The organism is Luteimonas changyuni (assembly GCF_039548395.1).
In the GTDB taxonomy this organism is placed as follows: Bacteria; Pseudomonadota; Gammaproteobacteria; order Xanthomonadales; family Xanthomonadaceae; genus Luteimonas.
The window spans coordinates 30,180-47,894 of sequence record NZ_JBCLUZ010000002.1 but is presented as its reverse complement, the minus strand read 5'-3'; the positions used below and the strand labels follow the sequence as shown (position 1 = coordinate 47,894).

The window sequence follows — 17,715 nt, the reverse complement described above, 5'->3', positions numbered from 1 at the left end:
CTCTTCTATGAACCTCTGTGGATTCAAGGTCGGCCTCGACCAGCCGTTTTTCCTGATCGCCGGCCCCTGCGTGATCGAGAGCGAGCAGCTTCAGCTTGATGTGGCGGGGCAGCTGAAGGAGATCACTTCGGCGCTCGGCATCAACTTCATCTTCAAGTCGAGCTTCGACAAGGCCAACCGCACCTCGGGAACCGCGTTCCGCGGGCCGGGCATGGAGGAGGGCCTGCGCGTGCTGGGCGAGGTGAAGCGGCAGATCGGCGTGCCGGTGCTGACCGACGTACACGAATACACGCCGATGGACGAGGTCGCGAGCGTCGTGGACGTACTGCAGACGCCGGCCTTCCTGGTGCGCCAGACCGACTTCATCACCAAAGTCTGTGCCGCGGGCAAGCCGGTGAACATCAAGAAGGGCCAGTTCCTGTCGCCCTGGGACATGAAGCCCGTGGTCGAAAAGGCCAAGGCCACCGGCAACCAGGACATCATGGTCTGCGAGCGCGGCGCCAGCTTCGGCTACAACAACCTGGTCAGTGACATGCGCTCGCTTGCGGTGATGCGCGACACCGGCTGCCCCGTGGTCTTCGACGCCACGCATTCGGTGCAGCTGCCGGGCGGGCAGGGCACCTCCAGCGGCGGCCAGCGCGAGTTCGTGCCGGTCCTTGCCCGCGCCGCGATTGCCGTGGGCGTGTCCGGCGTCTTCATGGAAACCCACCCCGACCCCGCCAAGGCGCTGAGCGACGGCCCGAACGCCTGGCCGCTGGATAGGATGCGTGCCCTGCTGGAAACCATGCTGGAGCTCGACGCAGTGACCAAGCGTGGAGGCTTTCTCGAGAACGAGGTTTGATTTTTTGGCCATTGATGACACGGATTGCCCGGATAAACGCGGATAGAGCAAGACATCTTTCCTGTAGGAGCAGCTATAGCTGCGACCCCCGGAATGGCCGAATCTTCAGGTCGCAGCTATAGCTGCGACCCCCGGAATGGCCGAATCTGCAGGTCGCAGCTTTAGCTGCTCCTACATGGAAGAGAGAGGCTTACACAAAAGGCTGTTGGCTTCATCCGTGTAAATCCGTGAAAAATCCGCGTAAATCCGTGGCAAAAACGCTCTTCCCGCAATCCCACACCCACACACACAAAGCGACACAGCGAGCCCATGACCAATATCTCCAGGATCCACGCCCGTGAAATCCTCGACAGCCGCGGCAATCCCACGCTCGAAGCCGAGGTGACCCTCGCCGATGGCGCGTTCGGCCGCGCGATGGTGCCCTCGGGCGCCTCGACCGGTGCCCGCGAAGCCGTGGAGCTGCGCGATGGCGACAAGACGCGCTACCTGGGCAAGGGCGTGATGCAGGCGGTGGCCAACGTCAACGGGACCATTGCCGACGCGCTCAAGGACTTCGACGCCGCCGACCAGGCCGGCCTCGACAAGCGCCTGATCGATCTTGACGGCACCGACAACAAGGGCCGCCTGGGCGCGAATGCGCTGCTGGGTGTGTCCATGGCCGCGGCGCACGCGGTGGCGGCGTCCCGCCGCATCCCGCTGTGGCAGCTGCTGGCCGACGACCGCGCCCCGGTGCTGCCGGTGCCGATGATGAACATCATCAACGGCGGCGCGCACGCCGACAACAACGTCGACCTGCAGGAGTTCATGATCCTGCCGGTGGGCTTCGACTCGTTTTCCGAAAGCCTGCGCGCCGGCACCGAGATCTTCCACGCGCTGAAGTCGGTGCTGAAGGGTCACGGCCTGTCGACTGCCGTCGGCGACGAAGGCGGCTTCGCCCCCGACCTGCGCAGTAATGTCGAGGCGCTCGACACCATCCTCGAAGCCATCGGCAAGGCCGGCTATCGCGCCGGCGACGACGTGCTGCTGGGCCTGGACGTTGCTTCCAGCGAGTTCTACGACAACGGCAAGTACCACCTGGTCGGTGAGGGCAAGCGCCTGACCGGCGAGCAGTTCACCGACTTCCTCGCCTCCTGGTGCGACCAGTACCCGATCATCACCGTCGAGGACGGCATGGCCGAGGCCGATTGGGACAGCTGGAAGCTTTTGACGCAGCGCCTGGGCGATCGCGTGCAGCTGGTCGGCGACGACCTGTTCGTGACCAATCCGGCGATCTTCCGCGAGGGCATCGACAGCGGCACCGCCAACGCGATCCTGATCAAGGTCAACCAGATCGGCACGCTCACCGAGACCCTGGAAGCGATCGCCATGGCCGACGCCGCCGGCTACGCCGCGGTGGTCTCGCACCGCTCGGGCGAGACCGAGGACACCACCATCGCCGATATCGCGGTCGCGACCACGGCCACCCAGATCAAGACCGGCTCGCTGTGCCGCAGCGACCGCGTGGCGAAGTACAACCAGCTGCTGCGCATCGAAGAGTCGCTTGGCGCGAAGGCGCGCTTCGCCGGCCGCGACGCCTTCGTTTCGCTGAAGCGCTGACGCGACCGCCATGCGCACGCTGCGGATCGTGCTGGTGGTGCTGGTCGCGCTGCTGGCGTGGCTGCAGTACCGGCTGTGGTTCGGCAATGGCGGCAACCAGGAGGTTGCCGACCTGCAGGCCCGGGTCGAGCAGCAGGCGCGGCAGAACGACGGCCTGCGCGACCGCAACGCCGCGCTCGCCGCCGAGGTCGCCGACCTCAAGTCGGGCGAGGCGGCGATCGAAGAGCGCGCGCGTGCCGAGCTGGGCATGATCCGGCCGGGCGAGACCTTCTATCGCGTGGTCGATCACGCACAGCCGGCGGCAACGACGGCGGACACAGAGGACGAGACGCCGTGAGCTGGACCGTTCCCGGCAACGAGAGGGGCGCGCGGTGACCTGGGTCGTGGTTCCCGCCGCGGGTCGTGGCGCCCGCTTCGGCGGCGAGGTGCCAAAGCAATACCTCGAGGTCGCGGGCGAGCCGCTGCTCGCGCACAGCCTGCGCGCGCTGTTCGCACACCCGGGCGTCCAAGGCGCCGTGGTGTCACTGGCCGAAGGCGATTCCCGCTGGCAGGGATGGAGCGACGGCAGCGGCCGGCCCGTGATCGCCTGCACCGGCGGCAGTACCCGTGCGGAATCGGTGCTGGCCGGCCTGGCTGCTTTGCCCGACGACGTGCGCGCCGACGCCTTCGTGCTGGTGCACGACGCGGCGCGCCCCAACCTGCGCTTGACCGACCTCGCCGCGCTGCTGGAGCGCGGTCGCGAGGATCCGGTCGGCGCCATCCTCGCCACGCCCGTGCGCGACACGTTGAAGCGTGCCGGCGACGACGGTGGCATCGACGGTACCGAGCCGCGCGAGCGCCTGTGGCGCGCGCAGACGCCGCAACTGTTCCGCCGCCTGCAGCTGCGCCGCGCGCTGGAAGCCGCGGCCACGGACGGCGTCGAGGTTACCGACGAGGCCATGGCCATGGAGCGCCTGGGCGCGCGCCCGCTGCTGGTCGAGGGAGCCGAGGACAACATCAAGGTGACAACGCCGGCGGACTTGGCGTATTTCGAGTTTCTTCTGGGGCGTTCTGCTGCGTGATCGTCGAGGAAGCCCCATCTCGGACTCTCGGTGGGCTTGTGTCCTTCGGTCGGACCTGAGCAGAAACCGCTGGGTAGTTACATTCTGTCGAAGTGGCTATAGATGTCGTGCCGCATGCAATAGACGCTTGAAGCATTGGCAACAACGCACCTTCTGTCATCAGGGTCCGTGGCATTGATCGGGTTATTGCCCGCGTAGCTATAGCGATTGAAAAGAGCAACCGGACTCTCCAGCGCGCTTGCCGGATCGACGCTCAGTAATCTCCCGATCCCCGGATCGTAATAGCGCTGAATGCTCTGACCCGACACCGGCTCCGCTGATTATTGCGACCAGCACATGCATTCGCGCCTACGAGTACTGGTTGTTTCTGGCGCCAGCAATGGACTTGCGCTAGCTGACCCAATGCGGACGCTATACCGAGCTGACCGGGCCACCTCCACATGCCGCCGAAACTCGGTGCCCGCGAATCCGACACAGCTACGGCTGGTGTGTCTGGCAGCATACGGCGCCAATACTTCCTATCTTGGAAGGTCACGCCGGGAGGGAGCCGGCCGGAAGTCTCGCACCCGAATCGTGTGCTCAAACTGCTGGGGAGTCTTGCCGGCCTCGTAAATACCGTCAACTTGAATTCGAACATCTTCGGGTGCCTTTCCCACATGCAAATGTCCGAACGATATCAATCTTGCTACGGCGCCATTTGAAATCGAGGTCTCTTCTGTCTCGAAATTTATGATTGGATGACGGGTGCCGCAGTCCAGCAAGTACATTCCTTCCATTATGACGCTAAGGCAAGCATCCACCCGCACGAACTTACCATCGTAGGCCTCAGAATCAAGATAGATCTTCTCCAGCGGCACGCGCACAGGCTCAACGATTCCCGGATGTGCGATCACACAGCCAGAGAGAGCCACAAGAATCGAAAGTGCGATGAATGGACGACTACGGACCACACCCGCCATTAGGGGGAGCGCATGCCCAGTCGACGGATCGTTGCATCTGATCATTGATCTTGTCCCATCGGATGCCACCATTGATATCGAAAAGTTGGAAAGGTTCATTTCGACCGAGCGCCTGGAACATTTGAGCCTGAGACGTAGAGGCTCGGTGTTCCGTGATTTCAAGTGCCGCCCGGCTCCTCGAGTTGATCCGAGATGAGAGATCCGGATCCGACCTGTGGTCGAACCCGTGTGACCCTTCGTGCATTGCAGCGCTTGCCAGCTTGTCGCCGCCCGTCAACTTATCGAAATTTAGGCCGATATGGATACTCTTTCCACCATCCGAAGTTGCTTCACCAAGATTCCTCTGGTCACTGAGCTTGTCTGATATGACAACACCGTTCGCATCCCCAGGTTTTCCTAGCATCTCACTCACCTGCCGGATCCGCGAGCCTTCCTTGGCACCATTCGCTGCTTCATGGATCAGCCCTACAGCCTTTTCGACTCGCGCGCACTGACCTTTACCGGAAGCCGTGCACACATATCTTCCATCCGGATCTATGAATCTGTAAGGGTTGTTGTTGCCGTACCAATAGCGATTGAAGTTACTCCCCGGCATTGAGTACGCCGTCACCGGATCCACGGACAAGAACCTCCCGATCTCCGGATCGTAATAGCGCTGCTGCATGTACACCAACCCCGTCGCGGCATCCTCCACGTGGCCCGTATAGCCTGTCCCATCGTGCATCGGCCGGTTCAGCACTTGGCCGTACGGCTCGTACTCCGTCTCCTCCACCATACTGCGGTCTTGCCGCGTCACTACCACGGGGCTTCCCAGCGCGTCGGTGTGCTGGTACTTCACCACCGTTCCGCCGACGCCGCTTGCCGGTCGCTCGTGACTGGCGATGAGGGTGCCGCCCAGGTAGACGTGGTCGGTCTGCAACAGCGTCCGGTCGCTCTTCTGGTACAGCAGTTTGCCGTCCAGCCCGTACTGCGACAGCACCGTTCCCTGCACAAATTGCATCGCCAACACCCGTCGTCCATGGCCGTCGTAGCGGTAGCGTTCCACTCCATCCACTTCGCGGAGGCGGTTGCCGAAGTCGAAGCGATAGCCCTGGCTGCCACGGCTGGCCACGTTGCCCTGCACGTCATAACCAAGACTGGTCACTATCGTCCCGCCGCAGCCCCCGCTCCTGATGCTCGTCAGCCGGCGATTGGTGGCGTAGCAGTAATCGTGGCTGCGGCCCTGGGCGCCGCCAATGGTCACTTTCCGGAGGTCATCGAGCACGTTATAGGTGTAGTTGGCCCCTGTGCTGCCGTACATCTGCGAAGTAACCTTCGGGAGGCGGTCCAGGTTGTCGTACACCATCGTTCGTGAGCGTCGGCCGGCTTTGCCGGTGCGGTCATCGAAAATGGACAGCACGTTTCCATGGCCGTCGTAGTCGTACTGGTCGTCCAGGAACTCCGTGCTGCCGTACTTCGTGATCTGGTTGCCGTAGAAGAATTCCGCCACGGCGCCATTGGGGTGGTACTTGATGCCGCTGGCATAGGCCTGCGCGCCGCCAGATATCGACGTCGGCTGGCCGAGTGCGTTGACCGCGCTGGTGACGGTGTGCCCGCTCGGGTAGGTGGGCATGGCTGGCGGTGAATCCCCAAACCGGAGGTGCCAGCAGAGTCGCACCTCCGGATTGCAGTCATAATTACACCTCCCCAGCTCTCCGTGCACCTCATGACCATCCGCATCGGCCACGGCTACGACGTCCACGCTTTCGGCGAGGGCGACCACGTCATGCTCGGCGGCGTGCGCGTGCCCCACGGGCGCGGGCTTGTCGCGCACAGCGACGGCGACGTGATCCTGCATGCGCTGTGCGACGCGATCCTCGGCGCGCTGGCGCTGGGCGACATCGGCGTGCACTTCCCGCCCTCGGACGAGCGCTGGAAGGGCGCTGACAGCCGTGCGCTGCTGCGCCACTGCGTGGCCCTGGCCGCGGAGCGCGGCTGGAAGATCGGCAATGTCGACGCCACGGTGATCTGCGAGCGGCCGAAGATCGGCCCGCACGCGCAGGCGATGCGGGAGGCGATCGCCGCCGACTTCGGCGTCGCGCTCGATGCGGTCAGCGTCAAGGCCACCACCAGCGAGCGCCTGGGTTTCGTCGGGCGCGAGGAGGGGATCGCGGCGCAGGCCGTGTGCCTGCTCGTGGCGGCTTGAGGCCATGACTTCGGGCGTGCGGCTGAGCCCGGGACTGCGGCATTGAACGTGCCGCCACCGCGCGCCCACGGCGCGCCGGTGCTTGCCGCGCGGATCCGCGTTGCGCCGGAAGACTTCGACGTCACCGAACTCGATGGCTTCGAGGCCAGCGGTACCGGCGAACACCTGATGCTGACGATCGAAAAGCGCGGCATGAACACCGCCTTCGTCGCCCGCCTGCTGGCGGAATGGGCCGGCGTGGATGAGCGCGCGATCGGCTACGCCGGTCTCAAGGATCGCCACGCGCTGACCCGCCAGCGTTTCAGCGTGCACCTGCCGGGACGCGCGACGCCCGACGTCGCCGCGCTCGAGCGCGACGATCCCGCCGCCAGGCAGTCGCTGCGGGTGATCGGCCAGGCGCGGCACGCGCGCAAGCTGCCGCGCGGTGCGCTTGCGGGCAACCGCTTCGTGCTGGTGCTGCGCGAGCTGGAGGGCGATGCCGCGGCGGTCGATGCGCGCCTGCAGGCCATCGCTGCGCGCGGCGTGCCCAATTACTTCGGGGCGCAGCGCTTCGGCCGCGGCGGCGCCAACGTCGACAAGGCCCGGCGCATGTTCGCCGGCCAGCGCGTGCGTCGCGACGAGCGCGCGATGCTGCTGTCGGCGGCGCGCTCGGCGCTGTTCAACCGGGTGCTGGCCGCGCGCGTGGCCGATGGAAGCTGGGACCGCGGCCTTGAAGGCGAGGCCTGGATGCTTGATGGCAGCCGCAGCGTGTTCGGGCCGGAACCCTTCAGCGATGCGCTGGCGGAACGGCTGGCGGCCTTCGACATCCACCCCGCCGCACCGCTCTGGGGGCGCGGCGAACTCCGCAGCACCGACGATGCGCGCGCGCTTGAGCTCGCCGCACTCGCCGATGACGACAGCCTTGCGCTCCGCGCAGGCCTTGAAGCCGCGGGCCTGAAGCAGGAGCGCCGCGCGACCCGACTGCGTCCCGACGGACTGGCCTGGCGCTGGCTGGACGATGGCGCGCTGGAACTTGCCTTCGCGCTGCCGCCCGGGACCTATGCCACCTCGGTACTGGCCGAGCTGGGCGAGGTCGTCGACGCGGGCGCCCACTCCGGCGCTTGACGGGCGTAGCCGTCAGCGCCGGTCCAGCAGCACCAGCACCGCGCCGGTCCCGCCCTGGGCGGCGGGCGCGGAATGGAAGGCCAGTACGTCGGCGCGCTGGCGCAGGATGCGATCGACCACGTTCTTCAGCACCGGCAGGCTGTCGTCGGAGTTGATGCCCTTGCCGTGGACCACGCGCACGCAGCCGTGGCCGGCGTCGCGCGCTTCGAGGATGAAGCGGCGCAGCAGGACCTCGGCGGTCGCGGCATCGGCATGGTGCAGGTCCAGTTCGTCCTGGGCGGCATAGAGCCCCTGTGACAGGCGCTTGAGCGTGCGTGCGGGAATCTGTTCGCGCCGGTGCGAGAGTACGTCGCCGCGCTCGATCGAGAACGCGTCCCCGCGGCCAAGCCGGAACTCCTCGCGCGCCTGGGCTTCGTCACGCTCGCGCATGCGTGCCCTCGGGCGCGGTCGCGGGCGTTCGGGCGGCGCCGGCGCGGCGGGCAGTTCGCGCACCGGACCGACGGCGGCGCGGAACAGCGCCGCGTCGTCATCGTCGTCGTGTTTTTCGTCGGTTCCCGCCATCGCGCAAGCCTAGCGCGCGGGACCGGCCGCGTCGCCTTCCGCTATCATGAAGGCAATGAAAATCCTCGTTAGCAATGACGACGGCGTCGACGCCCCCGGCATCCGCGCCCTCGCCGCAGGCCTGCGCGCCGCGGGCCACGATGTCACCGTCGTCGCCCCCGACCGCGACCGCTCGGGCGCCAGCAATTCGCTGACCCTGGACCTGCCGCTGCAGGCCGTGCAGCTGGACGCGTCCACCTGGCGCATCCACGGCACGCCGACCGACTGCGTGCACGTGGCGATCACCGGCATGCTCGAGGACGAGCCCGACATCGTGGTCTCGGGCATCAACGACACCGCCAACCTCGGCGATGACGTGATCTATTCCGGCACCGTGGCCGCGGCGATGGAAGGCCGCTTCCTCGGCCTGCCCGCGGTGGCGGTGTCGCTGGTCACCGGCGGCAGGCCCGGGCAGCACTACGAAACCGCGGCGCGCGCGGCGGTCGAGATCGTGGCGCGGCTGAAGGCCGACCCGCTGCCGGCCGACACCATCCTCAACGTCAACGTGCCCGACCTGCCCTGGGCCGAGATCGAGGGCTTCGAAGTCACGCGCCTGGGCAACCGCCATCGCGCCGAAGCCTGCATCCCGGCGCAGGACCCGCGCGGCCGCCATTTCTGGTGGATCGGCGGCGCCGGCAAGGAGCAGGACTCCGGTCCCGGCACCGACTTCCACGCCGTGCGCACGAAGCACATCGCGATCACCCCGATCCAGGTCGACCTGACCCGCTACCAGGCGCTGGAGCAGGTGGCCGCGTGGGTCGGCGGGCTGGAACAGGCCCTGGGCAACGGAGCCGGGGCGTGACCCCGCGGCTGCGCCTGCAGCCCGAAGCGCTGGGCATGGGCATGACGTCCCAGCGCGTGCGCGACCGCCTGATCGAGCGCCTGCGCGACAACGGCATCGCCGACGAGCGTGTGCTCAACGCCATCCGCACCGTGCCGCGGCACCTGTTCATCGACGAGGCGCTGGCCACCCGCGCCTACGAGGACACGGCGCTGCCGATCGGCCACGGCCAGACCATCTCCCAGCCCTGGGTGGTGGCACGGATGACCGAAGCCCTGTTCGCCGACGGCGCGCATCCCGAGCGCGTGCTCGAAGTCGGCACCGGCTCGGGCTACCAGGCCGCGATCCTCGGCGCGCTCGGCCTGAAGGTCTACACCGTGGAGCGCATCGGCGACCTGCTGCGGGTGGCGCGCAAGCGCTTCCGCTCGCTGGGGCTGAACGTGCGCAGCAAGCATGACGATGGCCGCGTCGGCTGGCCGGAGGAGGCGCCGTTCGACGGCATCCTGGTCACCGCCGGCGCGCCGGCCCTGGTCGATGCGCTGACCGCGCAGCTCGCGCCCGGCGGCGTGCTGGTGGCGCCGGTCGGCGCCGGCGGCGCGCAGTCGCTGCTGCGCCTGCGCAAGGATGCCGACGGCCGCATCACCCAGGACACGCTGGCGAGCGTCGCCTTCGTGCCGCTGCTGTCCGGCCTGGTGGACTGACCCGCATGGCTGATCCGATGCAGGATTCCAGGCGCGCGCCTGACCCCGCCGGCGACACCGCCGGCGACGGATCCCTCCGCACCCAGCTCGAAGGGATCATCGCCAGGCTGCCCAGCGGTTCGATGACCCTGGGCGAGCTGCTTGCCGTGATCGGCGACGAGGGCCTGCTGGTGCTCTCGATCCTCTTGACCCTGGTGTTCCTGATCCCGGTGTCGATCCCCGGCGTGAGCACGGTGTTCGGCGCCGCGATCCTGCTGGTCGGCCTCAGCCGCGTGTCCGGTCGCCCGCTGTGGGTGCCGCGCAAGCTGGCCGAGCGCTCGCTGCCCGCCGACCGCCTGCGCCCCGCGCTCACCGGCGGCATGTCCTGGGTGCGCCGGCTTGAGCGCATCAGCCGCCCGCACCGCATGGCCGGCGTGGTCGACGGACGTGCGCAGCAGCTGTTCAACAACCTGGCCTTCATCTTCGCCGCGCTGCTGCTGATGGCGCCGTTCGGATTCGTCCCGTTCAGCAACACCATCCCGGCGATCGCACTGCTGCTTTACGCTGTCGGCTTCATCCAGCGTGATGGCGGCGCGGTGCTTCTCGGCCATCTCGCCACCATCGGTACGGTGGTCTACTTCAGCGTGCTGATCGGTGGCGGTGGATTCGCACTGCAGCACATGTGGCAGCGTTTCGCCGGTTGACCCGCACCGCCACGCCCAACCCGGAGCTTCCCCCGCGCATGCCCCCGATCCGTCGACTCGCCCGCATCGCCCTGGTTCCCGCCATCGCCGCGCTGCTGGCGCTTTCCGGCTGCGGCACGAGCAAGGTGGTCCGCGAGGGCGGCAGCGCCGGCACGCGCAGCTCCACGCCCAGGCCGGGCCAGACGGTCACCGTGCGCCGGGGCGACAACCTTTATCGCCTGGCCACCAACAACGGCATCAGCGCGCTGGACCTGGCGATGTGGAACGGCATCGCGGCGCCGTACACCATCTATCCGGGGCAGACCCTGCGCCTGTACCCCTCCGCGGGCACGCGCACGTCCACAGCCGCCAGAGGCCGGGCGAGCGGGACCTCGCGCCCGGTCACCGACAGCCGCGGCAGGACCGTGCAGCCCACGCAGGCACCGCCGCAGCCCACCGGTGCCGCACCGCTCAAGAGCGCCGTGGCCTGGCGCTGGCCGGCCGAGGGCCAGCTGGTCAGCCGTTTCACCGAGGGTGACCCGACCCGCCAGGGCATCGGCGTGGCCGGCTCGGCCGGGCACGCGGTGCGCGCGGCCGGCGATGGCGTGATCGTGTATTCGGGGTCGGGCCTGGTCGGCTACGGCGAGCTGATCATCATCAAGCACGACGAGCAGTGGCTGTCGGCCTATGGCCACAACCGCAAGCGCCTGGTGGGCGAGGGCGATCGCGTGAAAGCGGGGCAGCAGATCGCGGAAATGGGCCGCACCGGCGCCGACCGCGACATGCTGCACTTCGAGATCCGCTACAACGGCAAGCCGGTCGACCCGCTGCGCTACCTGCCGCAGCGCTGAGCGCCATACCCGAGCCGCCGTAGACCACCTGTAGGAGCAGCTATAGCTGCGACCACCGCCAGGCTCGCGCCTGAGCCGCCGGCACGTCCCGGCTCAGTCGCCGGAGAGGAGGAACCCCGCCACCACGCGCCGGCCCTCGCTGGCCAGCACGTTGAAGGTGCGCGCGGCGGCGGCGTTGTTCATCGCCTCCAGGCCGACGCCGCGGGCCAGGCACGCCGCCAGGGTGCGCGGGGGCGGGAATCCCTGGCTGTCGCCGGTGCCGATCACCAGCACTTCGGGCTCAAGCGCGAGCAGCGGCTCGAGGTCTTCCGGCGTGAGTGCGGCAACCGCGGTGGCCGCCCAGTCCTCGATCAGGCGATCCGGGGCCAGGATGAAGCTGGCCTGCAGCTGGCGGTCGTTGACCAGCGCCGAGCGGCCGTTGGCGGCGCGCAGCACGTAGTCGTAATCGGGGCGTTCCTGGACGAGATCCATGGCGAAGCGGTCGTCAGGCCCGCGGCAGCACGATCTGGCGCTTCTCGCTGTTGGCCCGGTACAGCACCGCCACGTGGCCGATGCGCTGCACCAGCGTGGCGCCGGCACGCGCGGCCAGGGCGTCGATCAGCGCGTCGCGCTCCTCGCGGTCGGCGGCGGCCACCTTCACCTTGATCAGCTCGTGGTGTTCCAGCGCGCCGGCAACCTCGGCGACCACCGAGTCGGTCAGGCCCTTGCCCCCCAGCTGCAGCATCGCCTTGAGTCCGTGGGCCTGGCCGCGCAGGAAGCGGATCTGGGCGGAAGTAAGGTCGACGGTCATGGGGGTGGCGGTCATGTTCGGAAGGGCACGCAGGGTATCATGGCGGCCCGCATGCGCCCCCACGAAGCGATGGCCACCCGCAGCAGAAGCAGCCAGCGCTGGCTCCAGGAACACTTCGCCGACCCCTTCGTGAAGAAGGCGCAGGCCGAAGGCATGCGTTCGCGGGCGGCCTACAAGCTTGAAGAGCTGGTCGACCGCGACCGCCTGCTCAGGCCCGGCATGACCGTGGTCGACCTCGGCGCCGCCCCCGGGGGCTGGTCGCAGTGGGTCCGCCAGGCCCTGGGCGACAGTGGCCGGGTGATCGCGCTGGACATCCTGGACATGCCGCCGCTGGCCGGCGTCGAGTTCATCCATGGCGATTTCCGTGAAGACGTGGTGCTCTCGCAGCTGGAATCGCAGCTGGACGGCGCGTCGGTCGACCTTGTGTTGTCCGACATGGCCCCCAACAAGAGTGGTGTGAATGCTGTCGACCAGCCGCGGGCCATGTACCTGGCCGAGCTTGCGATGGATTTCGCCGACCGGCACCTGCGGCCGGACGGCGCATTCCTGATCAAGCTGTTCCATGGTGTTGGATTCGACGACTACGTGCGCGAGCTGCGGCGGCGCTACGCCAAGGTCGTGATCCGCAAGCCGGCGGCCTCGCGCCAGCGTTCGCCGGAAGTCTATGCGCTGGCGCAGGGCAAGTTGGCCCACCCCAAGTAATATGGCGGCATTGCCGCGGAGCAGAGTTGAATGAATGACCTGGTGAAGAATCTGATGCTGTGGGTAGTGGTCGCCGTCGTGCTGATGGTGGTCTTCAACAGCTTCAGCCCCAAGGTGGCGACCAGCCAGGACGTCATGTACTCGCAGTTCATGACCGATGTCCGCAACGACCGCATCAAGGCCGTGGACATCGCCAGCGACGAGCGTTCGATCCAGTTCGAGCGCAAGGACGGCAGCGCCGGCATCACCACCGCGCCGCGCCGCGACGAGCGCATGGTCGACGACCTGATCAACCACAACGTCGAGATCAAGCAGGCGCCGCCGGAGTCCGGCATCACCCTGTGGTCGCTGCTGCTCAACTTCCTGCCGGTGCTGCTGATCATCGGCTTCTGGTTCTTCATGATGCGGCAGATGCAGCAGGGCGGCAGCAAGGGCGCGATGTCCTTCGGCCGCTCGCGCGCCAAGCTGCTCAACGACGACCAGGTCAAGGTCACTTTCGCCGACGTCGCCGGCTGCGACGAGGCCAAGGAAGAAGTGTCCGAGCTGGTCGAGTTCCTGCGCGATCCCTCGCGCTTCCAGAAGCTCGGCGGCAAGATCCCGCGCGGCGTGCTGATGGTCGGCCCGCCCGGCACCGGCAAGACGCTGCTGGCCAAGGCGATCGCCGGCGAGGCCAAGGTGCCGTTCTTCTCGATCTCGGGCTCGGACTTCGTCGAGATGTTCGTCGGCGTCGGCGCCAGCCGCGTGCGCGACATGTTCGAACAGGCCAAGAAGCACGCACCGTGCATCATCTTCATCGACGAAATCGACGCCGTCGGCCGCCATCGTGGCGCGGGCCTCGGCGGCGGGCATGACGAGCGCGAGCAGACGCTCAACCAGCTGCTGGTCGAGATGGACGGCTTCGAGGGCGGCGAGGGCGTGATCGTGGTTGCCGCCACCAACCGTCCCGACGTGCTTGATCCGGCGCTGCTGCGCCCGGGCCGCTTCGACCGCCAGGTCGTCGTGGGCCTGCCCGACGTCAAGGGCCGCGAGCAGATCCTGCAGGTGCACATGCGCAAGGTGCCGCGCGCTGACGACGTCAACGCCATGGTGGTGGCACGCGGTACCCCGGGCTTCTCCGGCGCCGACCTCGCCAACCTGGTGAACGAAGCCGCGCTGTTCGCCGCGCGCGAGAACGCGAAGGACGTCCGCATGGACCACTTCGACAAGGCGCGCGACAAGATCCTGATGGGCGCCGAGCGCCGCTCGATGGCCATGAGCGAGGAAGAAAAGACCAACACCGCCTACCACGAGGCCGGCCACGCCATCATCGGCCGCCTGGTGCCGGACCACGACCCGGTCTACAAGGTCACGATCATCCCGCGCGGCCGCGCGCTGGGCGTGACCCAGTTCCTGCCCGAGGGCGACCGCTACAGCTCCACCCGCGAAAGCCTGCACAGCCGCCTGGCCACGCTGTACGGCGGCCGCGTGGCGGAAGAGCTGATCTTCGGCACCGACAAGGTCACCACCGGCGCTTCCAACGACATCGAGCGCGCCACCAAGATGGCCCGCAGCATGGTCACCAAGTGGGGCCTGTCGACCGAACTCGGCCCGATCGCCTATGGCGAGGAAGAGGACGAGGTCTTCCTGGGCCGCTCGGTCACGCAGCACAAGAGCGTGTCCGACGAGACCGCGCGCAGGATCGACGAAGAGGTGCGCGAGATCCTCGACAACGCCTACAACCGCGCCAGGACCATCCTCACCGAGAACCTGGAGAAGCTGCACACGATGGCCAAGCTGTTGCTCGAGTACGAGACCATCGACGTGCCGCAGATCGACGCGATCATGGAAGGCCGCGACCCGCCGCCGCCGATCGGCTGGACCAAGCCGGAGCCCAAGGGCGACGACGACGACGCCGGCAGCAAGCGCCCGATGCCGCCGATCTCCGATCCCGCGCCCCAGGCCTGAAGCAAACAAGGGGCGGGCGACCGCCCCTTTTTGCTTTCTTGTGGGAGCGGCTATAGCCGCGATCATCGTGCGCCTCGCTGTGACCTGGAGGGCCCCGCCGCGGCCGGGAGGCCTTCGCGGCTCATGTCCCCCGGCATCCGCCTGCCAGCGGATGCCTCCTCCTTGACTTCCCCGCGAAGGCCTCCCGGCCACGACGGGGCTCGGCGTTGCTGCGCACCGGGTGCCAAGGCAGGACTTGGGTACCCGGCACCCGCGCTGTATCAATGACGCACCATGCCGGAATCCCGACTGCAGGCGATAATCAAGCACCATCGCCAGGGAGTCCGTGCATGTTCGACACCGTCCCCACCCTCGACTGCGCCGGCCGCCCGCTGCGCCTTGACCGCCCGCGGGTGATGGGCATCGTCAACGTCACCCCGGATTCGTTCTCCGACGGCGGCGACCATTTCGACCTCGAAGCCGCGGTCGCGCACGGCCTGCAGCTGGCGGCCGAGGGCGCCGACATCCTCGACGTCGGCGGCGAATCCACCCGTCCCGGATCCGAAAGCATCGGTGCGGAGGAGGAAATCCGCCGCGTGGTGCCGGTGATCGAGCGCCTGTCACGCGAGACCCCGCTGCCGGTCAGCATCGACACCTGGCGCCCGGAGGTGATGCGGGCCGCGGTCGAAGCCGGCGCCGGGATGATCAACGACATCCGCGCGCTGCGCGCCGAGGGCGCGCTCGATGCCGCGGCCGCGCTTGGCGTGCCGGTGGTGCTGATGCACATGCTCGGCGAGCCGCGTTCGATGCAGGAGGCGCCGGAGTACGACGACGTGGTCGCCGAGGTGCATCGTTTCCTCGCCGAGCGCATCTTTGCCGCCGAGATGGCCGGCGTCCCGCGCAAGCGCATCGTGGCCGACCCCGGCTTCGGCTTCGGCAAGACCACCGCGCACAACATCGCCCTGCTGGCGCGCTTCGAACGCTTCGTCGAACTGGGCGTGCCGATGCTCGCCGGTCTGTCGCGCAAGCGCAGCATCGGCGAGCTCACCGGGCGCGACGAGCCGCGCCAGCGCGTGCACGGCTCGGTGGCCGCGCACCTCATCGCCGCCCAGCGCGGTGCGATGCTGCTGCGCGTGCACGACGTCGCCGCCACCGTCGATGCGCTGAAGGTGTGGGCGGCGGTAGCTGCGGTGCCGGCGCCGCGCGCCGCGACGCCGGCGCCCGCGATTTCCTGGCCCGACGACGCCTGAGCCCGGGTCTCCTGGTCGCGGACGCCACGCGATCCGGCCAGGCCATGGTGGCCGCCACTGCGGTGTTTATCGCGGAATGCCTGCGTTAGGCTGTGCCCCGCTGGCGCCGGTGGGGCGGTGGCACTGACCGGGGATTCCTGCGCCCATGCTCCAGACCAGCACGCCGCTCATCGTCACCTTTCTTGTCTATCTCGCCGGCATGGTGCTGATCGGCTTCTACGCCTGGCGCCGGACCAAGAACTTCGACGACTACATCCTGGGCGGCCGCAAGCTCGGCCCGATCGTGACCGCGCTGTCGGCCGGTGCCTCGGACATGAGCGGCTGGCTGATGATGGGGCTGCCCGGCGCGCTGTATGCCAGCGGCCTGGCCGAAGCCTGGATCGCGGTCGGCCTGACCTTGGGCGCCTGGCTCAACTGGCGCTTCGTCGCCGGGCCGCTGCGCGTGTACACCGAGCGCACGGGCAACGCGCTGACCCTGCCCGACTACCTCACCAACCGCTTCCACGACCGCAACCGCTCGCTGCGGGTGCTGGCGGCGCTGATCATCCTGGTGTTCTTCGCGGTGTACTGCGCCTCGGGCGTGGTCGCAGGCGCGCGGCTGTTCGAGAGCGTGTTCGGGCTGCCCTACGCGCAGGCGATCTGGTGGGGCGCGGCGGTGACCATCCTCTACACCCTGGTCGGTGGCTTCCTCGCGGTGAGCTGGACCGACGTCGCCCAGGGCTGGCTGATGCTGTTCGCGCTGGTGCTCACGCCGGTGCTGGTGCTGGTGGCCACTGGCGGCCTGGATGGCAGCATGGAGCTGATCCGCGAGGTCGATCCCGCGCGCCTGGAGTGGGTCGGCGCGGGAGGAATCCTGGCGATCGTATCGGCGATCGCCTGGGGCCTGGGCTATTTCGGCCAGCCGCACATCCTGGCGCGCTTCATGGCCGCCGAAAGCGTGCAGTCGATCCCGAAGGCGCGGAAGATCGGCATGGTCTGGATGATCCTGTGCATGATCGGCTCGCTGATGGTCGGCTTCTTCGGCATCGCCTTCTTCTCGCTCAATCCCGAGGCGGCCGGCCCCGTGGACGCCAATCCCGAGCGCGTGTTCATCGCCGCCGTGGAGCTGCTGTTCAATCCCTGGATCGCCGGCACCATCCTGTCTGCGATCCTGGCCGCGGTCATGAGCACGCTGTCGAGCCAGCTGCTGGTGTGCTCCAGCGTGCTGTCGGAGGATTTCTACCGCGGTTTCCTGCGCAAGCAGGCCAGCCAGCGCGAGCTGGTGTGGGTCGGGCGCGCCAGCGTGCTGCTGGTCGCGCTGGTCGCGCTGTGGCTGGCGCGCGATCCGGAAAGCCGCGTGCTGGGCCTGGTGTCCTATGCATGGGCGGGCTTCGGCGCCGCGTTCGGACCGGTGCTGGTGCTGTCGCTGTTCTGGGGCCGGATGACGCGCGATGGCGCGCTGGCCGGAATGGTGAGCGGCGCGATCGTGGTGATCGCCTGGAAGCAGATCGCGGTCGAGCGCATGGACTTCCAGCTGTACGAGATCGTGCCCGGCTTCCTTGTGGCAACCGTTGCGATCATCGCGGTCAGCCTGCTCGGGCGCGAGCCGGCGCAGGACATCCGCAGCACCCATGAAGAGGTCCAGGCCTCGCTGCGCGAAACCGGGTACTGAAGCCGGAAGGCCGGCGCGGGCCGGTCCCGCGCCGCGCCACGCCGTGCCGTGCCGAGCC

General features: G+C 68.0%; 20 protein-coding genes. 14 read left to right on the top strand and 6 right to left on the bottom strand.

The window, feature by feature from the left end; all coding sequences use genetic code 11:
* Window positions 1–7: 7 nt before the first annotated feature.
* The 4 genes from kdsA (at window position 8) to ispD (ending at window position 3,498) form a co-directional block, all read left to right on the top strand.
* Window positions 8–841 (top strand): 3-deoxy-8-phosphooctulonate synthase, encoded by an 834-nt coding sequence (kdsA, locus tag WCD84_RS01460; protein ID WP_343253718.1) that lies wholly within the window; start codon window positions 8–10, stop codon window positions 839–841.
* Window positions 842–1,150: 309 nt separating this feature from the next.
* Window positions 1,151–2,437, top strand: a complete 1,287-nt coding sequence (eno, locus tag WCD84_RS01455) for a phosphopyruvate hydratase (protein ID WP_343253672.1) — start codon at window positions 1,151–1,153, stop codon at window positions 2,435–2,437.
* 10 nt (window positions 2,438–2,447) lie between these two features.
* Window positions 2,448–2,774 (top strand): cell division protein FtsB, encoded by a 327-nt coding sequence (gene ftsB / locus WCD84_RS01450; protein WP_449280040.1) that lies wholly within the window; start codon window positions 2,448–2,450, stop codon window positions 2,772–2,774.
* 34 nt (window positions 2,775–2,808) lie between these two features.
* Window positions 2,809–3,498 (top strand): 2-C-methyl-D-erythritol 4-phosphate cytidylyltransferase, encoded by a 690-nt coding sequence (ispD, locus tag WCD84_RS01445; protein WP_343253671.1) that lies wholly within the window; start codon window positions 2,809–2,811, stop codon window positions 3,496–3,498.
* A gap of 77 nt (window positions 3,499–3,575) precedes the next feature.
* Here the strand turns inward: ispD and WCD84_RS01440 are convergent, their stop codons facing one another.
* The 3 genes from WCD84_RS01440 to WCD84_RS01430 all read right to left on the bottom strand — a co-directional run bounded on the left by WCD84_RS01440 (window position 3,576) and on the right by WCD84_RS01430 (window position 6,069).
* Window positions 3,576–3,806, bottom strand: coding sequence for an RHS repeat-associated core domain-containing protein (locus WCD84_RS01440; RefSeq protein ID WP_343253670.1), 231 nt, complete (start codon window positions 3,804–3,806; stop codon window positions 3,576–3,578).
* A gap of 210 nt (window positions 3,807–4,016) precedes the next feature.
* Complete coding sequence (locus WCD84_RS01435; RefSeq protein WP_343280172.1) at window positions 4,017–4,355, bottom strand: hypothetical protein; 339 nt, start codon at window positions 4,353–4,355, stop codon at window positions 4,017–4,019.
* 82 nt (window positions 4,356–4,437) lie between these two features.
* Window positions 4,438–6,069, bottom strand: coding sequence for an RHS repeat domain-containing protein (locus tag WCD84_RS01430; protein ID WP_343280171.1), 1,632 nt, complete (start codon window positions 6,067–6,069; stop codon window positions 4,438–4,440).
* Between the two features lie 93 nt (window positions 6,070–6,162).
* On the opposite strand from WCD84_RS01430, the gene ispF reads away from it, so the two are divergent.
* Both ispF and truD read left to right on the top strand, forming a co-directional pair.
* Window positions 6,163–6,642: a 2-C-methyl-D-erythritol 2,4-cyclodiphosphate synthase gene (gene ispF / locus WCD84_RS01425; RefSeq protein WP_343253668.1), complete on the top strand. Its 480-nt coding sequence runs from the start codon at window positions 6,163–6,165 to the stop codon at window positions 6,640–6,642.
* A gap of 42 nt (window positions 6,643–6,684) precedes the next feature.
* Window positions 6,685–7,746 (top strand): tRNA pseudouridine(13) synthase TruD, encoded by a 1,062-nt coding sequence (gene truD / locus WCD84_RS01420; protein ID WP_343253667.1) that lies wholly within the window; start codon window positions 6,685–6,687, stop codon window positions 7,744–7,746.
* A gap of 12 nt (window positions 7,747–7,758) precedes the next feature.
* On the opposite strand, the gene WCD84_RS01415 is transcribed toward truD, so the two are convergent.
* Entirely contained in the window at window positions 7,759–8,307 is a 549-nt protein-coding gene (locus WCD84_RS01415) for a Smr/MutS family protein (RefSeq protein WP_343253666.1), read from the bottom strand.
* A 55-nt stretch (window positions 8,308–8,362) separates the two neighbouring features.
* Between WCD84_RS01415 and surE the strand changes: the two genes are divergently transcribed.
* Genes surE through WCD84_RS01395 form a run of 4 tightly spaced genes read left to right on the top strand, consistent with a single transcriptional unit; the run spans window position 8,363 to window position 11,341 of the window.
* Entirely contained in the window at window positions 8,363–9,148 is a 786-nt protein-coding gene (surE, locus tag WCD84_RS01410; protein ID WP_343253665.1) for a 5'/3'-nucleotidase SurE, read from the top strand.
* A complete protein-coding gene (locus WCD84_RS01405) occupies window positions 9,145–9,828 on the top strand; it encodes a protein-L-isoaspartate(D-aspartate) O-methyltransferase (protein WP_343253664.1) in 684 nt (227 codons plus the stop codon). Before surE ends, WCD84_RS01405 begins: the two co-directional genes overlap by 4 nt.
* 5 nt (window positions 9,829–9,833) lie before the next feature.
* The gene (locus tag WCD84_RS01400) at window positions 9,834–10,511 is read left to right on the top strand and encodes an exopolysaccharide biosynthesis protein (protein WP_343280170.1); all 678 of its coding nucleotides are present in this window, start codon (window positions 9,834–9,836) and stop codon (window positions 10,509–10,511) included.
* A gap of 38 nt (window positions 10,512–10,549) precedes the next feature.
* Window positions 10,550–11,341 carry a peptidoglycan DD-metalloendopeptidase family protein gene (locus WCD84_RS01395; protein WP_343280169.1) on the top strand — a complete coding sequence of 264 codons (792 nt, stop codon included), beginning with the start codon at window positions 10,550–10,552 and terminating at the stop codon, window positions 11,339–11,341.
* 93 nt (window positions 11,342–11,434) lie between these two features.
* Here WCD84_RS01395 and WCD84_RS01390 read toward each other — a convergent pair whose 3' ends face one another.
* Together WCD84_RS01390 and yhbY are read right to left on the bottom strand one after the other, a co-directional pair.
* Entirely contained in the window at window positions 11,435–11,812 is a 378-nt protein-coding gene (locus WCD84_RS01390; protein ID WP_343253662.1) for an Mth938-like domain-containing protein, read from the bottom strand.
* A gap of 13 nt (window positions 11,813–11,825) precedes the next feature.
* Entirely contained in the window at window positions 11,826–12,131 is a 306-nt protein-coding gene (gene yhbY / locus WCD84_RS01385) for a ribosome assembly RNA-binding protein YhbY (protein WP_343277870.1), read from the bottom strand.
* 69 nt (window positions 12,132–12,200) lie between these two features.
* Here yhbY and rlmE point away from each other — a divergent pair, with 69 nt between their 5' ends.
* The 4 genes from rlmE to putP all read left to right on the top strand — a co-directional run bounded on the left by rlmE (window position 12,201) and on the right by putP (window position 17,657).
* The gene (gene rlmE / locus WCD84_RS01380; RefSeq protein WP_343280198.1) at window positions 12,201–12,833 is read left to right on the top strand and encodes a 23S rRNA (uridine(2552)-2'-O)-methyltransferase RlmE; all 633 of its coding nucleotides are present in this window, start codon (window positions 12,201–12,203) and stop codon (window positions 12,831–12,833) included.
* A 30-nt stretch (window positions 12,834–12,863) separates the two neighbouring features.
* The gene (gene ftsH / locus WCD84_RS01375; RefSeq protein WP_343280168.1) at window positions 12,864–14,777 is read left to right on the top strand and encodes an ATP-dependent zinc metalloprotease FtsH; all 1,914 of its coding nucleotides are present in this window, start codon (window positions 12,864–12,866) and stop codon (window positions 14,775–14,777) included.
* Window positions 14,778–15,106: 329 nt separating this feature from the next.
* Window positions 15,107–16,006, top strand: a complete 900-nt coding sequence (gene folP, locus WCD84_RS01370; protein ID WP_343280167.1) for a dihydropteroate synthase — start codon at window positions 15,107–15,109, stop codon at window positions 16,004–16,006.
* Window positions 16,007–16,151: 145 nt separating this feature from the next.
* Window positions 16,152–17,657, top strand: a complete 1,506-nt coding sequence (putP, locus tag WCD84_RS01365) for a sodium/proline symporter PutP (RefSeq protein WP_343280166.1) — start codon at window positions 16,152–16,154, stop codon at window positions 17,655–17,657.
* The last annotated feature ends 58 nt before the right edge of the window (window positions 17,658–17,715 follow it).

What these genes read in the sequence shown, in the direction of transcription:
- ftsH (WP_343280168.1), top strand. Translation starts at nt 12,864, where the DNA reads ATGAATGACCTGGTGAAGAATCTGATGCTGTGGGTAGTGGTCGCCGTC.
- folP (WP_343280167.1), top strand. Translation starts at nt 15,107, where the DNA reads ATGTTCGACACCGTCCCCACCCTCGACTGCGCCGGCCGCCCGCTGCGC.
- WCD84_RS01415 (WP_343253666.1), bottom strand. Translation starts at nt 8,307, where the DNA reads ATGGCGGGAACCGACGAAAAACACGACGACGATGACGACGCGGCGCTG.
- eno (WP_343253672.1), top strand. Translation starts at nt 1,151, where the DNA reads ATGACCAATATCTCCAGGATCCACGCCCGTGAAATCCTCGACAGCCGC.
- rlmE (WP_343280198.1), top strand. Translation starts at nt 12,201, where the DNA reads ATGGCCACCCGCAGCAGAAGCAGCCAGCGCTGGCTCCAGGAACACTTC.
- surE (WP_343253665.1), top strand. Translation starts at nt 8,363, where the DNA reads ATGAAAATCCTCGTTAGCAATGACGACGGCGTCGACGCCCCCGGCATC.
- ispF (WP_343253668.1), top strand. Translation starts at nt 6,163, where the DNA reads ATGACCATCCGCATCGGCCACGGCTACGACGTCCACGCTTTCGGCGAG.
- putP (WP_343280166.1), top strand. Translation starts at nt 16,152, where the DNA reads ATGCTCCAGACCAGCACGCCGCTCATCGTCACCTTTCTTGTCTATCTC.
- kdsA (WP_343253718.1), top strand. Translation starts at nt 8, where the DNA reads ATGAACCTCTGTGGATTCAAGGTCGGCCTCGACCAGCCGTTTTTCCTG.
- WCD84_RS01395 (WP_343280169.1), top strand. Translation starts at nt 10,550, where the DNA reads ATGCCCCCGATCCGTCGACTCGCCCGCATCGCCCTGGTTCCCGCCATC.
- WCD84_RS01400 (WP_343280170.1), top strand. Translation starts at nt 9,834, where the DNA reads ATGGCTGATCCGATGCAGGATTCCAGGCGCGCGCCTGACCCCGCCGGC.
- WCD84_RS01390 (WP_343253662.1), bottom strand. Translation starts at nt 11,812, where the DNA reads ATGGATCTCGTCCAGGAACGCCCCGATTACGACTACGTGCTGCGCGCC.
- ftsB (WP_449280040.1), top strand. Translation starts at nt 2,448, where the DNA reads ATGCGCACGCTGCGGATCGTGCTGGTGGTGCTGGTCGCGCTGCTGGCG.
- WCD84_RS01430 (WP_343280171.1), bottom strand. Translation starts at nt 6,069, where the DNA reads ATGCCCACCTACCCGAGCGGGCACACCGTCACCAGCGCGGTCAACGCA.
- yhbY (WP_343277870.1), bottom strand. Translation starts at nt 12,131, where the DNA reads ATGACCGTCGACCTTACTTCCGCCCAGATCCGCTTCCTGCGCGGCCAG.